The following is a 17649-nucleotide window of genomic DNA, read 5'->3' as shown; positions in this document are numbered from 1 at the left end:
CCCGATTCTGCATCAGCAGTTGTGAGGCTGTTCGTGCCATACGATCCTGTTGAACCAGGAGACGGTGGTGCAACTGTCACCCATTGCCCCCATCGGTACGGCTGTGATCACCGTGCTGATCGGCTTGAGCGGATTCACGCTGCGACGAAGTCTGCTCTCCAAACTCTTCGCCATCGATGTTGCAGCAACAGGCGTTGTCACCTTGTTCATCTTGGTGGCCTCCAGAACTGGTGTTGCCTCGCCCATCGTTGTGGATGCTCAAATTGTCGGTTCATACATCGCGGATCCCTTTCCCCAGGGCGTCATCCTCACTGCGATCGTGATCGGCTTTTCAGTGGAAGCCCTGGCTCTGGTGCTGCTTCGGCACATGGCCCGTGAGCATCCGCTGCTCCGTGTTGATGACTTCGACAACGAGGTCGTCGAACCATGGCCGTGAACAGCGTCGTCATCGGATGGTTGCTGCTTCCAGCCATCGCAGCATTTGTGGCCGCCCTAAGCCCAAGGCTGGGGAGGCCTTTGTTGTGGGCGGTACCTCTACTGAGCCTGTGCGTGGCTCTCATGTTTTTAGGGCCCAACGCATCGCTCCTGCCCCTCAACATCAGCACGAATCCAGCGGTCACCCTCCAACTGGATACGCAGCAACTTCCGTTTGTGCTTCTCAACGCGCTCGTGCTGCTCTCCATAGCCCTGCAACAACAACGGCAGCACAACAATCACCTTCAACCTGTTTTGCTGTTGGTGCTGCATGGTGCCCTCAACTCGATTTACCTCGCAGCTGATCTGGTCAGCATCTACGTCGCAATCGAATTGATCTCGATCGTGAGTTTCCTGCTGATGGTGGATCTCAAGCGTCGAGCCACGCTCTGGGTTGCCTTCCGCTATCTGATGTTGGGTGATCTGGCGATGTTGCTTTTCCTGCTGGGTGTGTTGGTGGTTTACGCCAAGACAGGATCATTTGCCATCGATGCGGCGGCAACTGCACCTGGGGTCGCCATCCTGTTGATCCTGGTTGGTTTGTTGATCAAGTCAGAAGCCTTTCTTCCAGGGTTCTGGCTGCCAAAAACCCATGCCGCCATCTCCGCAGAAATCTCAGCCCTTCTGTCGGGCAGCGTGGTGACAGCCGGCATCGCCCCCCTCAGCCGACTTGGCCTGATCAACGTCCAGGCCGCCCAACTTTTGTTGGTTTTAGGGCTGTTGAGCGTTGTGATCGGCGGCGTAGCGGCCCTGGTGCAAAACGACATCAAGCGGCTGCTGGCCTGGAGCACGGTGTCTCAAATGGGATTTGCACTGATCGTTCCCCCTGTCGCCGGCCTCTATGCCTTGTCCCATGGGCTGGGCAAAGCCGCTCTCTTTCTCGCCGCAGGCGGACTCCCTCATCGGTCCATCCGCACCCTGCAACAGACAGGGATCCACGGGCGCCTCGGTTGGCCGATGCTGCTCGCAAGCCTTGCCTTGATTGGTCTCCCCCTCAGCCTGGGCTACGGAGCCAAGACTGCACTCGTCAAACTCCTACCCATGCCACTAGCCGCAGTGGTGGGCTGGCTTGGCGTGATCACGGCACTGGTTTTGGTCAAGCTCCTACCCGATCGCTGGCCGAGCCCATCAGCCAAGGACGCGAGCAGCGGCCAACTCAGCACTGACCTTGCAAATACTCAGATTGCGGGCACGGATACAGCAATCAGGGTGCGGGGAATCTGGTTGCTGTGCATTGCACTCTTTGTTCTCCCCTATGTGCTGCAGCAGCCCCTCGGCCTGAGTGCGTCTTCCCTGCTGAAACTGGCGCTCGTGCTGGGCATGGCAGTTGTGGGAGAACGACTGATCCGGCCAGCACTACGGATCTGGACACCACCCGATCTGGAAAATTTCAAATCCATCGTGCTGGCCATCGGCATCACATTGCTGGTGGGGACTGCGATCAACAGCACCGTCTCCACGGGAGCTTCACTGCCATGAAACGAACAACAACACCGCTTCAGATCGCCGGAACATTGGTCGCCTGGCTCCTGCTCACAGCCAGCCTGAGCACGCTCAATGTCCTGATCGGTTTAGGCATTGGTCTGCTGCTGCCGCCCCTAACCCTCCGCAAAACCAACCGCGGCAACCTGATCACCATGCTCCGGCTGATTCCTGGAACAACACTCCAAGGCATTCGGGAAGGCCTCACCCTGCCGCTCCAAGGGCTCCGAAGTCGACCGGATATCAGTGAGGATCCTTGGCCTCAATGGGCACAGCGGGACCCGATGCTGCGGTTTGGCTGGTTGGTGATGGTCTCATTCACCCCAAAAACATTGGTTTTGGGAACCAGTACAGACACGGTGCGAACCCACCTGGAGAAAGTGTCATGACTCCAACGGAACTTGCCCTCGATCTGATGGAGCTTGCTGCGCTACTTGCCACGCTGGCTCTCGTCGTAACCAGTTGCCGAATGTCGCGGATCGCCTGCCTGGGCAGCCTGTCCGTTCGACTTTCGGTCATTCTTCTGGTTCTTTCAGTCATCCGAGATGACTGGATGCTGGGTTTGGTCGCGGTGATCAGCCTGATCAGTGGTGATGCCGGACTCGTTCTTCTGGCCCGCTGGGCGGGAGACAAGCCATGACCACGGTCCTTTCCATCCTGGCCTGGTTCTTGATTGGGCTTGGCATCTTGCTCTGGTTCTGGGGAACGATTCCCCTGCTCTTGCGCCGGTCGATCTTCTTTCGACTTCATGCCCTCACGGTTTCCGACACCATCGGCTCCCTGTTGATCGTGGGCGGCCTGCTGCTACTCCGCAGCCGTGAATGGCCCTTGCTGCTGCTCAGTCTTGTCAGCCTTGTGCTGTGGAATTCCACCTTCAGCATCGTTTTGAGTCGATTGGCAGCAGAGGACGCAACCGATCCTCAAACCGGGGTTCTGCAGGAGGAGGCCATCCGATGACTCCCTCTTACGTCATCCCACCCCTCCTGGGCATCCCCCTGATTGGCCTGGCCCTTGTGCGTTGTGACGATCCCTGGAAAGCCGTTGTCTTGCGAAGCAGTCTGGGTGGCTTCGCTTCTCTGCTATTCGCAACATATGGCGCTGTAGATGTGGCCGTCACTGAAGCCCTTGTGGGCACGTTGCTCTCCACGTTGCTCTATACCGTCGCAATCAAAAGCACCACCACATTCCGACTCCTCCAACATCCCCAAGCCTCGATGCCCCCTGAGCAAGAGCAACAGCTCAGACGACTTCTTTCCATGGTGGGGCTGCGTCTCGAACTCATTGGAATCGCCCCGTCTTCAGCAACTGGTGACCTTCATGCAGCCTTCATCCGGAACGATGAGAACCAGCCCACGGTTCTCATCCGGCATCGCTCCTTACTGGCCGAGCTCACCGCCCGTGATTCCCACGCCGTCAGGGAGATGAATCTCATTCTGGATCCCTCTCTCGGAAGCCGATGATCGCGTCAATCATCCCCCTACTTGCCTTACTCGGTCTGCTGATCACGCTGACCAGCACAGGGCTCGGACTGGTGCAAGGGATGGAACAGGTCGTTCCTGCCCCGCTTTCTGTCAATGCACTGGTGGATCAGTTCGGCGTACCAAACGTGGTCACGCCCATCGTTCTGGATCTCAGGCTTTACGACACTGTCGGCGAAGTGATTGTCTTCACATTGGCCTCAATGGGCGTGCATCACCTGTTGAGCAGCGAAACGGCCGAACACGATCTCAAACCAGCCGACGACGAAGCGGCGGTGGTTCTCTTCCGCCTCGGCGCCGTTCTCAACACATTGATCGCCGTCGAACTCGCCGTGCGAGGTCACTTGAGCCCAGGTGGTGGATTTGCCGCTGGAGTTGCAGGAGGGACTGCACTCGCTCTTGTGCTTTTGTTCGGCGGCTCCGCTGAGGCAACGGGGGCTTATCGCAGGATTCACGCCGAGACGCTTGAAGAAAGCGCTGTGCTGATCTTCATCGTGCTGAGCCTGTTGCTGCTGGAGGGGTTCAATCTGCCCAGCGGAGAGTACGGGGCTGTCCTCAGTGGTGGCTTGCTTCCCATCCTCAATATTCTTGTTGGGCTGAAAGTGACTCTGGGTTCATGGGGAATGATCCAGCGGTTTCTCACGACCAACCAGCTGCATTAGCCATTCATGAGCTGAAGCAGACCCTCCTCAACATCTGGCTGCCGCATCAGGGCTTCTCCCACCAACACCGCTGCTGCACCGGCGGCCTGAACCCGATCAAGATCAGCTCTACTGAACAGACCCGACTCACTCACAAGCAGTGCATCTTCTTGCTTCAACCGGTCGTTGAAGTCGTTCAACAGCCGCTCAGTCGTACCCAGATCCGTTTCGAAGCTGGTGAGATCGCGGTTGTTGATCCCGATCAGTGGGAAGCCACCAATGCTGAGAACCCTGTCCAGTTCGGTGGCGTCGTGGACTTCCACCAACACCGTGAGGTCCAGAGCCGCTGCGGCCTTGTTGAGATAACGAAGATCCTGGTCCGACAGGATGGCCGCGATCAGCAGCACCGCATCAGCGCCCGCTGCCCGGGCCTGAAACAGCTGATATGGACTCAGCACAAACTCCTTGCAGAGCAGAGGAAGGTCAACCGCCTGGCGGACCTCCACCAAGACATCGAAGCCCCCCTGAAAAAAGGTCTTGTCGGTGAGCACCGACAGGCAACTTGCACCGCCAGCTGCATAAGCCTTGGCGATCGCAACCGGATCGAAATCCTCACGAATCACTCCTTTGCTGGGACTCGCTTTTTTCACCTCAGCGATCACCGCCGGTGTCTTAGCGGCAGACCGAAGAGCCCCCAGGAAATCCTTCGTGGCAGGCAACTTGGCAATCTGCTGCTTCAGGTTGTCCAGGGGGACCTTGTCGCGGGCCACATCGATCTCACGATCTTTTGCCCAGACAATTTTTTCGAGGATGTGACGCGGCTCCTCGTCATCGTGAGGAACCGCATATTCAAGATGGGCCACCCGCACCTTTGGGTTTGGGGGACGACGGCGGATCTCCATGGAAAAGGGGAAAAGCTTGAACGAGAAACGGGTTCGCGGGATCAGGCAGCCACTTGGGCGGCAGCCTGCTTGTAAGCAACCTCAACCACCTCGCTGAGGGTTGGGTGGGTGTGGACTTCGGTGGCGAGCTGACGCACGCTTTGACGGCGGGCAACGGCATTGGCCACCTCCTGGATCAGATCGGCGGCGTGAAGGCCATAGATGTGGGCCCCCAGCACTTCACCACTGGACTTGTTGAAGAGCAGCTTCATCAGGCCGTCACTGTCCAGCTCAGCCAAAGCTTTGGAATTGGCCTTGAAGTAGCTGCGAACGGAACCGAGCTGGAAGCCATCCTTCTCGGCTAAAGCTTTGGCATCCGCCTCGCTCAGGCCAACAGAGCTGATCTCGGGATGGGTGAAGGTGGCTGCCGGAATGCTGCGGTAATCGATCTCACGCGCATGGCCAAGGATGTTGTCCACGGCAACGGTGCCTTGGGCAGCAGCGGTGTGGGCCAGCATCAGCTTGCCTGTCACATCTCCGACGGCCCAGAGATGGGGAACAGGCTGGTCGTTGACCAAGACCCGCATGGCGTCGTCGATCGGGACGAAGCCGCGGTTCGTCTCCACATTCAGCGACTCCAAGTTGAGGCCCTTGCTGCTGGGAACACGCCCTGTCGCCACCAGAACGGCATCAACCTCAAGGGTCTCCACCAATTCACGGCTGTTGAAATCAGCCAGTTCGATCTGCACCGGACAGCCTGGGGTGACTTTGCGGGCCAGCAGACCGGAACGTGCATCGATATCGCGACCATCAATCAGATGACGCCCAGCGATCTTGGCGATGTCGGGATCAAAGGTGGGCATCACCTTGTCCATCGCCTCGATCATCGTCACTTCGCAACCGAGGGCGGTGTACACATCAGCAAATTCAAGGCCGATATAACCGCTGCCGATGATCGCGATCCAGCGGGGCAGCCATTCCAGGTTGATGGCCTCGTCACTGGTGAAAACCGTGCGGCCATCGGTTTCGATGCCAGGCGGCACAAAGGGATCAGACCCCGTGGCGATGATCACGTCCTTAGCGGTCAGAACCCTGTCTACACCGCTGGGTTCCCGCAGCCCGACTCTCTGGCTGCCCTCGAGACGGCCATGCCCCCTGAGGATTGTCACCCCAGCCCGTTCCAGGGTCTTGGTGAGATTGGTCCGGATGGTTTGAACGAGCTGATTGGCGTGGTCAGCGATCTTTTGCCGCTCGAAACGCACAGGAGCCGCATGAATTCCAAAGCTCGACAAGTGCTTGTCGTCCGCCAGCTCCCGCACCTTTCCGCTGGCGGCAAGCAAAGCCTTAGAGGGAACGCAGCCCCTGTTCACACAGGTGCCTCCCATGTCGCGGGATTCAACAATCGCCGTCTTCAGGCCATGGTCGGCGGCATGTTTGGCGGCATCGAAGCCGCCATAGCCGGCACCGATAACAATGACGTCGAAGTCGAAGCTGGCGTCGCTCACCCGAACTGCTGCGATGTGGCGGTCATTGTCGCTCTTCGCCGCTCCAGGAGGAGAGGAACCGCTGCAGACGCCACATTCAAGGATTCAACGCGTGAGCTGTGGGGAAGCGTGACGGCATGGGTACAGCAGGCCTGCAGATCCGGATGCAGGCCTGCACCCTCGGTTCCCAGCACCAGCGCCGTCGGCCGTCTCCAGTCGAGATCCCAGTAGGGAGATGGGGGATCACCTTTCGTCGGATCCGGTACCAGGGTGGCTACCACCTGCAATCCCGACGCCACCAGCTGCTGGAGTTGCTGCTGAAGCAGCTGGATCGCCATCTCTTCGCTGGGGCCAAAGCGTTGATGCGGCATTTGAAGCAGAGCACCAGCAGACGCCCGCATAACTTTCGTCCCCAGGGGGTCAACGCCACCGCCCATCCAGACCGCGTTCACATCAGCGGCAAGCGCCGTCCTCAACAACGTGCCCAAGTTGCCCGGATCCTGAATGCGATCCAGAACCAGGACGAAGTCCAACACCGACGGAACGGTGGGCAAAGCCTCCAGTGGGCTCAGGCAGGCGACGCCATCGGGTGTGACCGTTGTTAGCGCTGCCCGCAACACCTCATCGGTGACAATCCGCCATCGCGCCTGGGAACAACGTTCGGCGAGTTCCGGATGACGCTCCAGCCAGACCTCCGTTGCGATGATTTCCTCCGGCGCCTTCCCTCGCGCCAGAAGCTCTTGCAAGAGATGGGTGCCCTCCAGGAGCAACAGCCCTTCGGCCTCACGCCCAACACGGGTGGCCAAGCCTCTAAGACGCTTGACCAAGGGATTGCGTCGGCTGCTGATCAGGGGGGAGGAGGATTCCAGAGAACGAATCAGAACTCTGCGTGTTTACGCACGTTCAAGCCTTTGTGAACGCTGAGATTTTCACCTTCAAGTTCAAGCCCATTAATGGCTGCGATTTCGCCCTTAATCCCTTCCGCCGCAAGATTTTCAATCAGCTTCTTAATGACCTGATCTTCCACAGTCGTGTGGTCGATGGAGTCGGGGGTTAGAAGCTCAATGAACTTTCCAACCTTGGAAGCAACCACCTCCGAGGCGTTGGAGATCTTGAGAACGATCATTGTTGCCGGGAGAAGCTTGACTTCCGACAAACTAGTGCGGATGGGGAGACTTGAACTCCCACGATGTTGCCACCACTAGTACCTGAAACTAGCGCGTCTACCAATTCCGCCACATCCGCTGGCGTGTCGAGATTCGACCGGATGAACATAGGGCATCACCGATCCCTAGATCCAACACCCTGGAAGCAAACTGTCCAGTTTGAACGCCGGCCGTCTAGACGGTCTCAGTGAGTATTGGCAAAATCCTGTCATCGGGGATCAGGCAATTGATGATGGCTGTTGCAGAAGCGTCTCAGGAGAGTCTCAAGCAACGCCTGAACGTCAGTGGCGGCCACGACCTGAACGGCACGCTTCGCGTCAGCGGGGCGAAGAACTCCGCGCTGGTGCTGATGACGGCCAGCCTCCTGAGTCAAGAGACCATTGAACTCACCAATATTCCTGCCCTGACAGACATCGATGGCATGAGTGCCATCCTTGAATCGCTGGGAGTGCAGGTTGATCGGGCCTCTGACCGCATTCGCCTTACCGCCTCCGAACTGAGTGGTTCAGCTCCGCCCTACGAACTGGTCAACAGCCTGCGCGCCAGTTTCTTCAGCATCGGACCTCTGCTGGGACGGCTGGGACATGCCCGGGTTCCCCTTCCAGGGGGATGCCGCATCGGAGCACGTCCTGTCGTCGAACACATCCGCGGCCTAAAAGCCCTCGGCGCCATCGTCAATGTGGAGCATGGGATCGTCACGGCGTCCGTTCCGGGCAGTAAAAAACGCCTGTCAGGGGCTCAGATCGTTCTCGACTGTCCCAGCGTCGGAGCCACTGAAACCATCTTGATGGCCGCCGTTTTGGCGGAAGGGGTCTCAACAATTGAAAACGCCGCCCAGGAGCCTGAAGTGCAGGACCTGGCCAACCTGCTCAACACCATGGGAGCTCGCGTCACCGGAGCTGGTGGCCCGGTGATCACCATTGAAGGGGTGGAACAGCTCCGAGGATGCAGCAACTATCCGGTCATTCCTGATCGGATCGAAGCCGGAACTTTTCTGATGGCTGCGGCAATCACTCGCTCACAACTGGTGGTGGAGCCGGTTACTCCGGAGCATCTCAGCGCTGTGATTCAGAAGCTCCGGGATTGCGGCTGCACCATCGACATCAACGGGAGGTCCGTCACGGTCACCCCAGGTGAGATCACTGCTGTAGACATCACCACCCAACCTTTCCCAGGGTTCCCAACCGATCTTCAGGCACCGTTCATGGCCCTGATGTGCACGGCCAAAGGAACAAGTGTGATCACCGAAAAGATCTACGAAAACCGTCTGCAGCATGTGGCCGAACTTCAGCGCATGGGAGCGTCCATTCGTCTCAAGGGAAGCACTGCCATCGTTGAGGGGGTGGCCCAGCTCAGCGGGGCCCCCGTCACTGGCACCGACCTTCGTGCAGCCGCTGCCATGGTTCTGGCAGGCCTTTCAGCCAAAGGCATCACCGAGGTGTCTGGCCTGAAACACCTCGACCGGGGTTACGACGACCTCGAAAGCAAGCTCAGCGCTGTGGGTGCTGAGGTGAAGCGCAACATCCCCTGAAGCGGGGCCCTTCAATCAATACAATCCCTGTGCGGGAGCCTGGCGGAATTGGTAGACGCAGCTGACTCAAAATCAGCCGGCCACTGGTCTTGGGGGTTCAAGTCCCCCGGCTCCCATCCATCCGCTGTGATGAACACCTACGGCCGTTTTCCTCTGGCTTTGGCCAAAGGGAAGGGTTGTTGGGTCAAAGACACGCAAGGTCGGAGATACCTCGATGCGGTCGCTGGCATCGCGACCTGCACGCTTGGCCACAGCGACAGGGCAATGCATCGCGCTCTGCGCAGACAGCTGGGACGACTCCAGCACGTATCAAATCTCTATCAGATTCCTGAACAGGAGCAGCTGGCGAGGTGGCTGGTGAACCACAGCTGCGCCGACAGCGTGTTCTTCTGCAATTCCGGCGCCGAAGCCAATGAAGCCGCCATCAAGCTGGCTCGTAAACATGGCCATCAACGTCGGGGCATTGAACAGCCCGTGATCCTCACGGCGGCAGCCAGCTTCCATGGCCGCACCCTCGCTGCTGTTACAGCCACTGGTCAACCCAAATACCACAAGGGTTTTGAACCCATGGTGACCGGGTTTGATTACTTCCCCTACAACGATCTCTCGGCCCTAGAAGCCCTGATCAACCGCTATGAACAAGCCGGCCCCTCCATCGCGGCTGTGCTGGTGGAACCCCTCCAAGGAGAAGGTGGCGTCAATCCCGGAGACCGCGCGTTCTTCTCACGCTTGCGCGAAATCTGCACACAACGGAACATCCTGCTGATCCTCGACGAGGTGCAGGTGGGCATGGGACGAAGCGGCCGCTTGTGGGGCTACGAACAACTGGGCATTACCCCTGACGCCTTCACCCTGGCCAAGGGGCTGGGGGGTGGCCATGCCATCGGTGCCCTGCTGGTGAACGCATCAGCTGACGTGTTCGAACCCGGAGACCACGCCAGCACTTTTGGCGGCAATCCCTTCGCGTGCCGGGCCGGGTTGACAGTGGCGACCGAGATCGAACGGCGGGGGCTACTCAACAACGTCACAGCCCGAGGTGAACAGCTGCGCGACGGACTCCAAGAACTGGTGAAATGTTTCCCAGAGCACCTGGAAACAGTGCGGGGTTGGGGCCTACTGCAAGGCATCGTGATCCGTGAAAGCAGCAGCTGGAAGGCTCCTCAGCTGGCTCAAGCCGCCATTGATCAAGGCCTTCTGCTGGTAGCGGCCGGGCCCTCCGTGCTGCGCATGGTTCCCCCCCTGACCATCAACCAGCGCGAGATCCGCGAACTGCTGCGCCGTCTGGCGGCGACCCTCTCCAGCCTCAGCTGAGTGGATGAGCTCTCTGATCTGATCCCACGCTTCGACCTGCGTGGCATGGATCTGCAGTTGGATCGCATGCATGCGGCCCTCCAAGACCTTGACCATCCATGTCAGGCGGTTCCCGCGATTCAGGTGCTTGGCACCAACGGGAAGGGGTCCATCGTCAGCTTTCTGGAATCAGCCCTCTGTGCCGCAGGACTCCGCTGCGGGGTCACCACCTCCCCGCACCTGGTGAGCTGGTGCGAACGGATTCGGATCCAGGGAGAGCCGATTGCCGTTGAAACTCTGCGATCCCAGTTGCAGGCTCTCCAACCCCTCAACGAACGGCATCGGCTGACCCCCTTTGAACTGCTCGTGACCGCAGCATTCTTGGAATTTCAGCGGCACGCCTGTGAACTCCTGGTGCTGGAAGTAGGCCTAGGGGGACGGCTTGACGCCACAACAGCGCATCCCCACCGGCCCGTGATTGCCGTCGCCAGCATTGGACTGGATCACTGCGAGCACCTGGGAAACAACCTCACCGCCATCGCGATGGAGAAGGCGGCGGCGATCCCGCCGTACGCCACCGTGATCAGCGGGGCACAAGATCCCGCCGTGCAGACCGTCCTGGACGAGACGTGCCGAAAGCAGCAGGCCAACCTGACGTGGGTGCAGCCCCTGGAATCATCCTGGGAGCTGGGCCTGGCAGGAGCAATCCAGAGAAGCAACGCCGCTGTAGCACTTGGAGCTTTAAAGGCCTTGTCGAGCTTGGGCTGGACCCTGCCTGATGCAGTGATCCGTGAGGGGTTAGCGACAGCCCGCTGGCCCGGTCGTCTGGAGACCGTGCGTTGGAGGGAGCACCGGCTTCGCCTTGACGGAGCTCACAATCCACCCGCCGCGGTGCAGCTGGCCGAGGAACGCGTTCACTGGACCAACGCATCCATAGGTGTGGTCTGGATCCTGGCCATTCAGGCCCACAAGGATGCTGCCGCCATGCTCGAGGCCTTGCTTCAGCCCCAGGACCAAGCCTGGATCATTCCAGTGCCGGGCCACAAGAGTTGGTGCCGGGCGGCCCTCCTCAAGGAACTCCCAGACCGCGGCAACCAGTTGCAAGAGGCCGACAGCCTTGAAACTGTGCTGAACCAACTCAACAGCGATGGATGGCCAACGCCGATGCCAATTGTTGCCGGATCGCTGTATCTGATCGGGGACCTGTTCGCTCGCGGCGTTGTAACGGCAGAGTGAACGCAGCTTGCGCGTGGACTGTGCTGCGAATTTCCTGGCTGCTGAGCCTTCTCATGCCCCTCCTGTTGATGGGAACTCCGGCCCAAGCCCTGGACACCTCCGCCGGGGTGGGGTTGCAGGACAGGGCCTTGTTCCAGGAAAAGGTGGATTACACGCTCACCAACCAAAGCAACGGAGATTTCCAGGGACAGAACCTGGCCAACACATCCTTTGCAGGAGCCGTTGGCCGCGGCGCGAATTTCCAAGGCGCCAACCTCCATGGGGCGATCCTCACCCAGGGGGCCTTTGCCGAAGCTGATTTCCGCGATGCTGATCTCTCCGATGCATTGATGGATCGCGCCGACTTCGTGGACACCGATCTACGCAACGCCGTGCTCACGGGGATCATCGCGTCAGGCAGCAGCTTCAGTAATGCCCAAATCGAGGGGGCTGATTTCACCGACGCACTGCTCGATCGTGATGATCAACGCCGGCTTTGTCGGGAGGCCGAGGGCATCAACCCCAGCACCGGAGTCGCCACCTTCGACAGCCTCGGATGCTGATCGTCAGAGGCGCTCCTCCCAGCCCCGCAGCTTGCCTGGATTGAGCAGGCCAGCGGGATCAAAGCGGTGCTTGGCCGCCACCTGATCAGCGTCGATGACGCCAAGGCCGCCATCCTCCACCGTGATCACATGGGGGTTAAACAGCACGGCACCCACTGCCCTGCAGTCGTCCATCAATCGGTCCAGCTGCTCAGCCCCCTTCCACCGCACCAGCGGCAGGGCGGCCAAGCGTGGACAGCCCTGCTGGCGCACAAGCTCGAGATGCCAGATCAGGTCGTCTCCCCACCGCTGCCTCAACGCTGCAATTGCTGGAGCCTCCGGCTGCGGCAACAGCATCTGCAGGTAGGTCCATCCCGGCTCTGAGGCCCGCACATGCAGGGTGGTGTGATTCCAGCTCAGCTCACGCAATCCATTGCCCCCTGAAAGATCTTCAGGCCCGAGATCCCGCAGGGTGGCCCCGGCTGACTGCACAATCCGTTGCAGGCTGGTGAGCCCATCCGGCGCGACGAGCAACAGCAACCTGTGCGCAGATTCGGCAGGACCTCCCCAACTGGGCATCCGCGACAGCAGCGGCTGTTCAAGCAGGGTTCCTAGATGAAGATCCAAGGCGGATGACGCGACCCTGTGCATCAACTCAATCGCCTGCTCCCAACGCTCGCAGTCCACACTCACCTGTTGCCAGTTGACCACTGGAGCGGTGGCCAATCTGAGGGCCGTAATGATGCCGTTCGTGCCGTAGGCATGGTTCAACGCTTCGGCATCCACCTCGCCGATCTGATGGCGTTGGGCATCGGGACGGAGCGGTACGACCTCCATCCCGAGCAAATGGCCTGGATCGCGCAAAAAGCCCCAGCGCAACGAACCGATGCCACCGGAGCCCCCAGCAACGAAGCCACCGATTGTGGCGCTGCGCCAGGTGCTCGGCATCAAGCGCAGCTGGCGCCCATGCCTGCGCAGCTCCTGATCCAGATCGCGCATCACACACCCCGGTTCCACGGTGACCACCCCCGTCGCCGCATCAATTGATCGGATCTGACGCAGGGATGTGGTGAGCATCACCACGCCTCCTTGCAGGGGCACACATTGGCCGTAATTCCCCGTACCGGACCCGCGCAGGGTCAGGGGAACCTGATGCTCGGCGCAGGCTGAGGCAAGCCGTTCAACGGCCTCCACAGTGCGAGGCCGGGCCACCAAGTCAGCACGACATGGTTCCAGTCGTGGTGTCAAAACCGGGGAGTACTCGAAGGCATCCCGGGAAAAACGCTGAAGGTCTGCTGGTTCAGCCAACAGCGCAAGATCAGGGACAGCGCTGAGGGCTTGCCGCAGTGCGATTAAGGCTTCGGCGCGACCCATGACGATGCTGAACTCTGGTCAGGGTCTAGCGCCCGGAGACGACACCCAGTGGCCGTTTACGAGAACCTGGCGCTGCGGGGGACATCGCATCAGATCCGACCATCCCTGGCCCTCCATGCAGATCAGATCCGCAGGAGCACCAGCCCGCAGCACCCCATCCCATTCCAGTTGAAGAATGGCCGGCGGTGCCGTCGTGAAGGGGGCCAGGCCCAGGCGCTGCCACGGCAACAACTGGGTCAACGGCATCGACGCGGCCAGGAGGGCCAATGGATCGAAATCGCCTCCGGGGAACCAGGGGTCGGCCACGTTGTCACCCGCTACCGCCACCGTGACGCCACAGCGTTGCAACTGACGGATCGGGGCTTGCGGACGCTGAAGCGGGGTGGCGTCGTCCGATCGCGCTAGCAACCAGGCATTGGTGAGGGGTAGTGCGATCACGCGGAGCTGCGCTGCCGCCATGCGCTCTCCCAACCGTGCCAAGCGTGGAGGCGGCAGCAGAGAAAGACTGCTGGCATGGCTGCAGGTGACAGGAACCTGGACGGGCACGCGCCGCAGAGCCTTCAGCAGCTGACCCATGCCCTCGGCCGGGCCATGGTCGGCCTCATCAATGTGCAAATCAACGCCGCAGCTGTGGCGATCGGCAAGGCGCAACAACTCCTCCAGCTGATGAGTCACCGCAGCCGATCTACAGGGAGGGGTGAGAACACCGCCGAGGCAGCCACCACTGGCGGCGACGCGACGTGCCAAATCCTCCGCTTCAGCTGAACACCAGAACTCCAGGGGAACAAGCGCCACCAGCTGAAGATCGATGCGGCTGCGCCAGCGCTGCTGAAGGGTGAGCAGTGCCTCCCAGCTGGGCTCGGCACCGGAACCACCACTGTCGACATGACTACGCATGGCACGCAGCCCATGGCCGAATGCCCTCTCCAACGCATGCTCCCCGCGCTGGAGAACGGATGCCACGGTTCGGGTGTTGTGCTCCTGCAGGTTGGCGTCCAGGGCACCTCCGTAGCTGCCGCTGAGGTTGGGGTGCTCCTGCCAGGTGTAGGCCTTGTCCAGATGAACGTGGCAGTCCACCAATCGCGGCAGCACCATCCGCGATGGTGGCGACTGATCAGCCGTCAGGGGCCTGGGCTCAAGCAGACGTCCCTGTTGCCAGGCGAGCCGCACAGGCGTCAGCCCCTGTTTCTGGATTGCTGGCAGGGGCGTCGCAGGGTTGAAATCAACCAGCCCCAGGGGAACCCAAGCCTCAAGGACACCACTCTCAGACTGTGACTGGAGCGACTTGGCATCCGTCACTCCTCTGCACCGTTGATGGCGTCGGTTCTGAGGATCACAAAACGACCTGCCACACCAAGGCTCAGCACATCGAAGCCGGGCAGACGCAGCCCCGGCAACAACTCCTTGCCTTCCATCCGGGTGGAATACAAGCTGGCCACCCCTAAGTTGCGACGGGTGGTGAACTGACCGGCCAGCGCCGCCAGAGCATCCCGCTGAGAGGCAATCAACTCAGGGCAATTGCGAATCCAAAGACGCAGCACCATGGGCAGGTTCGGTGCCTCGCACAGTTCCTGGGTGCCCAACTTGACCAACTGAGCTCCGGCATGGGCCTCGTAATCGTCCATGGACGGATTGGAGAACACCAGCGACAGCACACCGGCCATGGCGACACCCCCCGTCAACAGCGCCAGTGCAGGCACACGTTGCGGACGCGATGAAGGGGACACCAGGCTGGCTGCGGCTCGTGTTGGTAGATTCTCACGGACGCGGCGGGCGTCGCCAAGTGGTTAAGGCAGCGGCTTGTGGCGCCGCTATTCGGGGGTTCGAATCCCCTCGCTCGCCCTTTTTCAACGATCGACCAAGGCTCTCAGCAGAGGTTCGGCACCCCAGCGAATGGGATCGGTGCAGGGCAAACCCAGAACTTGACTCACCCGATCAATCTCGACCGTTGCCTGATGCTCATCAAGGCGTGCCGTGTTGAGGGCGACGGCAGCCACCTTGGCTGAAGCGCCTGAATCATCAGGCCGTGCCCAACTGGCTAAGGCCTCTGTGGTGCTCACCAAGGTTGCGAGGTCGGGAAGAGGAATCTGAGGCAACCGATCGATGCTCTGCTGGCCGGCCCGATGCACCAACAAGAGGGCGGTTGGCTGAGTTCCCCGCAACAGGGGCAGGGTCGCGGTTGATGCGGGGTGACACAGCGAGCCCTGCCCCTCCACAAGCACGAGGCCCTGCTCTGGCAGAGCATCCGCCGCCCGAAGCACCGCCGCCTCCACCGCTCCCGCCGCGTAATCCACCCGAACAGCATCAAGGGCAACCCCTTCGCCACTGATCAGAATTCCCGCCTGCCCCGTCCCAACAAATCGCGCGGGAATCCCTGATCGCTGGGCCGCTTCCAGCAGAGCCAGGCATGCGCTCATCTTGCCCACCGCCATGTCGGTTCCTACTGCCAAAAGGCGTCGACAGGACAGCGCTGCAGCCCGTGCTTGGCCGATACCGAGAGCCTCCGGCTCCCGTCGGAGATCCCAGATCCAGCGGTTGGGCCAGCAGGCTTCTGCCAATGCCGGATCATTGGCCAGATAGGTATGAAGTCCACTGGCGAGGTGGAGTCCTGCGCGCAACGCCGCCAGGGCATCGTGGCGAACAGGATCCGGCAGCCGCCCACCAGAGGGAGCCAAGCCAACCACAGCTGCCTCCGGCTGATACGGAAGCGCCGCGGCCAAATCCGCCACCACCGGCACGTCTCGCTCGATGCCGGTGATCTGCTGCAGGGGCTGGCCGGCATGGTCTGGATCAATCACCGCGACGATCGGGCCGGCACGGTGGCGCAGCATGGCCAGCCCGGTCTTGCCGGTGAGACTGGCCAAACCGCCGTGCTGGAGCAGCACCAAGCGCATCTCTCGAAATCCTGGCGGCGCCTGAATCCCGCTCATAAAGCTGCTGTGCTTTCACGCACACCGATAGCAGTGCAGCTCAAGGCCTGACTGCCGCGGGGCGAATCCCCAATCCAGACATCGATGAAGGGTGCAAGCGATCGTCCTGCAGATCCAGACCAGCGAATGGATCGTCAACCAAGTTGAGATGGCTGTCGAGATCGGGCCAACGAATCAGGGGCAGCAACTGGGCCGCAGCACCGTTGAGCAGTGAGCTGTCGGAATAACAGCCCACCATCAGGTCCAACCCCTTCCGCTGCGCCACCTGGGCCATCAGCAGGGCCTGACTAAGCCCCCCGGTCTTCAGAAGCTTGAGATTCACGCCATCCACCACCGGTGCCAGGCGCAGCAGATCCTCCAGATCCCAGCAGCTTTCATCCGCCACAAGAGGCATTGGGCAGTGCGGATGCAGTGCCGCGAAGCCCGCCGTATCGCACGCCGGATCCAGATCGGGAGCCAGGGGTTGTTCCAGCAGAACCACCTGGTGTGTTGCCAGGGGCTCCAGCATCCGCTTGGCCTGATCCACGGTCCAACCGCCGTTGGCATCCACCTGCAGTTCCATCGCCAGCCCCTGCCGCTGGGACCGCTGCGTGATGGCCTGGGCGACCGCCTCGAGCAGGCTCCGGTCGTGGTCCAACCCATCGGGACTGCCCAACTTGAGCTTCACCCGCGTCGCCGGCAGCTGGGTCCACCAGCGGTCCAGACGCTCCAGCACAGCAGTCACAGAGGCCAGTCCCAGGGTGACGCTTGTCGCAACACCCTCGGCCGCATCCAATCCCCAGAGCCGCCACAACGGGTGGCCGAGCCGTTGCCCATACCAGTCCCACAAGGCCAGGTCGATGGCACAACGGGCCGGCGGACTCAAGGCCGCCAGCAGGGGCTCGAACTGTTGCGGACGGTCGGGATCCAAAGCATCCAATTGCGGCAGCAACGCAAGCAGCTCCTCTTCCACCGCCTCGAGCGCAAAGGCCCGATGACCGGTTTCGAATCCACCCGTCTCGCCGCGACCGATCAGACCATCCCGGTCAAGCCTGAGCTCCAAGCGCACTACAGATGCTGTGGTGCCCCGGCTGATCGTGAGGGGCACAGCCTTGGTGAGCGAAAACCGCCTGAGGGCCCAGCCCATCAACACCCGAGCACCAATCCCCAAACTGACACAAC

The 17649-nt window shown here is 60.8% G+C and carries 20 protein-coding genes and 3 tRNA genes; 13 read left to right on the top strand and 10 right to left on the bottom strand.

Annotated elements, in window-relative coordinates:
- Nucleotides 1–49: 49 nt before the first annotated feature.
- The 7 genes from FZX13_RS00765 to FZX13_RS00735 are packed head-to-tail and all read left to right on the top strand — an operon-like array spanning nucleotide 50 to nucleotide 4096.
- Nucleotides 50–436 (top strand): cation:proton antiporter subunit C, encoded by a 387-nt coding sequence (locus tag FZX13_RS00765; protein ID WP_226406432.1) that lies wholly within the window; start codon nucleotides 50–52, stop codon nucleotides 434–436.
- Nucleotides 433–1953 (top strand): proton-conducting transporter membrane subunit, encoded by a 1521-nt coding sequence (locus FZX13_RS00760; protein ID WP_226406430.1) that lies wholly within the window; start codon nucleotides 433–435, stop codon nucleotides 1951–1953. The genes FZX13_RS00765 and FZX13_RS00760 overlap by 4 nt, the downstream gene beginning before the upstream one ends.
- A complete protein-coding gene (locus tag FZX13_RS00755) occupies nucleotides 1950–2345 on the top strand; it encodes a hypothetical protein (RefSeq protein WP_226406421.1) in 396 nt (131 codons plus the stop codon). The genes FZX13_RS00760 and FZX13_RS00755 overlap by 4 nt, the downstream gene beginning before the upstream one ends.
- Nucleotides 2342–2596 (top strand): hypothetical protein, encoded by a 255-nt coding sequence (locus tag FZX13_RS00750; RefSeq protein WP_186571712.1) that lies wholly within the window; start codon nucleotides 2342–2344, stop codon nucleotides 2594–2596. The genes FZX13_RS00755 and FZX13_RS00750 overlap by 4 nt, the downstream gene beginning before the upstream one ends.
- On the top strand, nucleotides 2593–2913 hold the full coding sequence (locus tag FZX13_RS00745) for a monovalent cation/H(+) antiporter subunit G (RefSeq protein ID WP_226406420.1): 321 nt from the start codon (nucleotides 2593–2595) through the stop codon (nucleotides 2911–2913). The genes FZX13_RS00750 and FZX13_RS00745 overlap by 4 nt, the downstream gene beginning before the upstream one ends.
- Nucleotides 2910–3416 (top strand): hydrogenase subunit MbhD domain-containing protein, encoded by a 507-nt coding sequence (locus FZX13_RS00740; protein WP_226406419.1) that lies wholly within the window; start codon nucleotides 2910–2912, stop codon nucleotides 3414–3416. The genes FZX13_RS00745 and FZX13_RS00740 overlap by 4 nt, the downstream gene beginning before the upstream one ends.
- Nucleotides 3413–4096: an MnhB domain-containing protein gene (locus FZX13_RS00735; RefSeq protein ID WP_186571709.1), complete on the top strand. Its 684-nt coding sequence runs from the start codon at nucleotides 3413–3415 to the stop codon at nucleotides 4094–4096. Before FZX13_RS00740 ends, FZX13_RS00735 begins: the two co-directional genes overlap by 4 nt.
- Here FZX13_RS00735 and trpC read toward each other — a convergent pair.
- The 5 genes from trpC to FZX13_RS00710 all read right to left on the bottom strand — a co-directional run bounded on the left by trpC (nucleotide 4093) and on the right by FZX13_RS00710 (nucleotide 7685).
- The gene (gene trpC / locus FZX13_RS00730) at nucleotides 4093–4977 is read right to left on the bottom strand and encodes an indole-3-glycerol phosphate synthase TrpC (RefSeq protein WP_226406418.1); all 885 of its coding nucleotides are present in this window, start codon (nucleotides 4975–4977) and stop codon (nucleotides 4093–4095) included. The two genes, FZX13_RS00735 and trpC, sit on opposite strands and share 4 nt — an antisense overlap.
- Before the next feature lie 41 nt (nucleotides 4978–5018).
- Nucleotides 5019–6461: a dihydrolipoyl dehydrogenase gene (gene lpdA, locus FZX13_RS00725; protein ID WP_226406417.1), complete on the bottom strand. Its 1443-nt coding sequence runs from the start codon at nucleotides 6459–6461 to the stop codon at nucleotides 5019–5021.
- The gene (locus FZX13_RS00720) at nucleotides 6458–7246 is read right to left on the bottom strand and encodes an RNA methyltransferase (protein ID WP_226406416.1); all 789 of its coding nucleotides are present in this window, start codon (nucleotides 7244–7246) and stop codon (nucleotides 6458–6460) included. Before FZX13_RS00720 ends, lpdA begins: the two co-directional genes overlap by 4 nt.
- Before the next feature lie 71 nt (nucleotides 7247–7317).
- Nucleotides 7318–7566, bottom strand: coding sequence for a hypothetical protein (locus FZX13_RS00715; RefSeq protein ID WP_115024300.1), 249 nt, complete (start codon nucleotides 7564–7566; stop codon nucleotides 7318–7320).
- 35 nt (nucleotides 7567–7601) lie between these two features.
- Nucleotides 7602–7685 (bottom strand) — tRNA-Leu (locus FZX13_RS00710).
- A gap of 150 nt (nucleotides 7686–7835) precedes the next feature.
- On the opposite strand from FZX13_RS00710, the gene murA reads away from it, so the two are divergent.
- The 5 genes from murA to FZX13_RS00685 all read left to right on the top strand — a co-directional run bounded on the left by murA (nucleotide 7836) and on the right by FZX13_RS00685 (nucleotide 12205).
- On the top strand, nucleotides 7836–9137 hold the full coding sequence (gene murA / locus FZX13_RS00705) for a UDP-N-acetylglucosamine 1-carboxyvinyltransferase (protein WP_226406404.1): 1302 nt from the start codon (nucleotides 7836–7838) through the stop codon (nucleotides 9135–9137).
- A 33-nt stretch (nucleotides 9138–9170) separates the two neighbouring features.
- Nucleotides 9171–9253: transfer RNA gene (locus FZX13_RS00700), tRNA-Leu, on the top strand.
- A 13-nt stretch (nucleotides 9254–9266) separates the two neighbouring features.
- On the top strand, nucleotides 9267–10448 hold the full coding sequence (locus tag FZX13_RS00695) for an aspartate aminotransferase family protein (protein ID WP_226397859.1): 1182 nt from the start codon (nucleotides 9267–9269) through the stop codon (nucleotides 10446–10448).
- The gene (locus tag FZX13_RS00690; protein ID WP_226406402.1) at nucleotides 10449–11663 is read left to right on the top strand and encodes a dihydrofolate synthase; all 1215 of its coding nucleotides are present in this window, start codon (nucleotides 10449–10451) and stop codon (nucleotides 11661–11663) included.
- 53 nt (nucleotides 11664–11716) lie between these two features.
- Nucleotides 11717–12205 carry a pentapeptide repeat-containing protein gene (locus FZX13_RS00685; RefSeq protein ID WP_226397861.1) on the top strand — a complete coding sequence of 163 codons (489 nt, stop codon included), beginning with the start codon at nucleotides 11717–11719 and terminating at the stop codon, nucleotides 12203–12205.
- A gap of 3 nt (nucleotides 12206–12208) precedes the next feature.
- Here FZX13_RS00685 and FZX13_RS00680 read toward each other — a convergent pair whose 3' ends face one another.
- The 3 genes from FZX13_RS00680 to FZX13_RS00670 are packed head-to-tail and all read right to left on the bottom strand — an operon-like array spanning nucleotide 12209 to nucleotide 15222.
- Nucleotides 12209–13558 carry an FAD-binding oxidoreductase gene (locus FZX13_RS00680; protein WP_226406400.1) on the bottom strand — a complete coding sequence of 450 codons (1350 nt, stop codon included), beginning with the start codon at nucleotides 13556–13558 and terminating at the stop codon, nucleotides 12209–12211.
- An 18-nt stretch (nucleotides 13559–13576) separates the two neighbouring features.
- Complete coding sequence (locus FZX13_RS00675) at nucleotides 13577–14857, bottom strand: amidohydrolase family protein (protein WP_226406399.1); 1281 nt, start codon at nucleotides 14855–14857, stop codon at nucleotides 13577–13579.
- Nucleotides 14854–15222: a DUF4359 domain-containing protein gene (locus FZX13_RS00670; protein ID WP_226408181.1), complete on the bottom strand. Its 369-nt coding sequence runs from the start codon at nucleotides 15220–15222 to the stop codon at nucleotides 14854–14856. The genes FZX13_RS00675 and FZX13_RS00670 overlap by 4 nt, the downstream gene beginning before the upstream one ends.
- Nucleotides 15223–15327: 105 nt before the next feature.
- Here FZX13_RS00670 and FZX13_RS00665 point away from each other — a divergent pair.
- Nucleotides 15328–15400: transfer RNA gene (locus FZX13_RS00665), tRNA-His, on the top strand.
- A gap of 5 nt (nucleotides 15401–15405) precedes the next feature.
- Here FZX13_RS00665 and FZX13_RS00660 read toward each other — a convergent pair.
- Both FZX13_RS00660 and FZX13_RS00655 read right to left on the bottom strand, forming a co-directional pair.
- A complete protein-coding gene (locus FZX13_RS00660) occupies nucleotides 15406–16488 on the bottom strand; it encodes a DUF1611 domain-containing protein (RefSeq protein WP_226406397.1) in 1083 nt (360 codons plus the stop codon).
- A gap of 40 nt (nucleotides 16489–16528) precedes the next feature.
- A complete protein-coding gene (locus FZX13_RS00655; RefSeq protein WP_226408179.1) occupies nucleotides 16529–17614 on the bottom strand; it encodes a dipeptide epimerase in 1086 nt (361 codons plus the stop codon).
- Nucleotides 17615–17649: the final 35 nt, after the last annotated feature.

The organism is Synechococcus sp. MU1625, assembly GCF_020514205.1.
Classification (GTDB): domain Bacteria; phylum Cyanobacteriota; class Cyanobacteriia; order PCC-6307; family Cyanobiaceae; genus Parasynechococcus.
Note: the sequence above shows the minus strand (reverse complement) of the source record. Positions and strands in the feature narration are given on the sequence as shown.

Excerpts from the sequence above, each read along its gene's own strand:
- FZX13_RS00740 (WP_226406419.1), top strand. The coding sequence starts at position 2,910 with ATGACTCCCTCTTACGTCATCCCACCCCTCCTGGGCATCCCCCTGATT.
- FZX13_RS00655 (WP_226408179.1), bottom strand. The coding sequence starts at position 17,614 with ATGGGCTGGGCCCTCAGGCGGTTTTCGCTCACCAAGGCTGTGCCCCTC.
- FZX13_RS00660 (WP_226406397.1), bottom strand. The coding sequence starts at position 16,488 with ATGAGCGGGATTCAGGCGCCGCCAGGATTTCGAGAGATGCGCTTGGTG.
- murA (WP_226406404.1), top strand. The coding sequence starts at position 7,836 with ATGATGGCTGTTGCAGAAGCGTCTCAGGAGAGTCTCAAGCAACGCCTG.
- FZX13_RS00750 (WP_186571712.1), top strand. The coding sequence starts at position 2,342 with ATGACTCCAACGGAACTTGCCCTCGATCTGATGGAGCTTGCTGCGCTA.
- FZX13_RS00755 (WP_226406421.1), top strand. The coding sequence starts at position 1,950 with ATGAAACGAACAACAACACCGCTTCAGATCGCCGGAACATTGGTCGCC.
- FZX13_RS00685 (WP_226397861.1), top strand. The coding sequence starts at position 11,717 with ATGCCCCTCCTGTTGATGGGAACTCCGGCCCAAGCCCTGGACACCTCC.
- FZX13_RS00695 (WP_226397859.1), top strand. The coding sequence starts at position 9,267 with ATGAACACCTACGGCCGTTTTCCTCTGGCTTTGGCCAAAGGGAAGGGT.
- FZX13_RS00670 (WP_226408181.1), bottom strand. The coding sequence starts at position 15,222 with ATGGCCGGTGTGCTGTCGCTGGTGTTCTCCAATCCGTCCATGGACGAT.
- trpC (WP_226406418.1), bottom strand. The coding sequence starts at position 4,977 with ATGGAGATCCGCCGTCGTCCCCCAAACCCAAAGGTGCGGGTGGCCCAT.
- FZX13_RS00680 (WP_226406400.1), bottom strand. The coding sequence starts at position 13,558 with ATGGGTCGCGCCGAAGCCTTAATCGCACTGCGGCAAGCCCTCAGCGCT.
- FZX13_RS00745 (WP_226406420.1), top strand. The coding sequence starts at position 2,593 with ATGACCACGGTCCTTTCCATCCTGGCCTGGTTCTTGATTGGGCTTGGC.
- FZX13_RS00715 (WP_115024300.1), bottom strand. The coding sequence starts at position 7,566 with ATGATCGTTCTCAAGATCTCCAACGCCTCGGAGGTGGTTGCTTCCAAG.
- FZX13_RS00735 (WP_186571709.1), top strand. The coding sequence starts at position 3,413 with ATGATCGCGTCAATCATCCCCCTACTTGCCTTACTCGGTCTGCTGATC.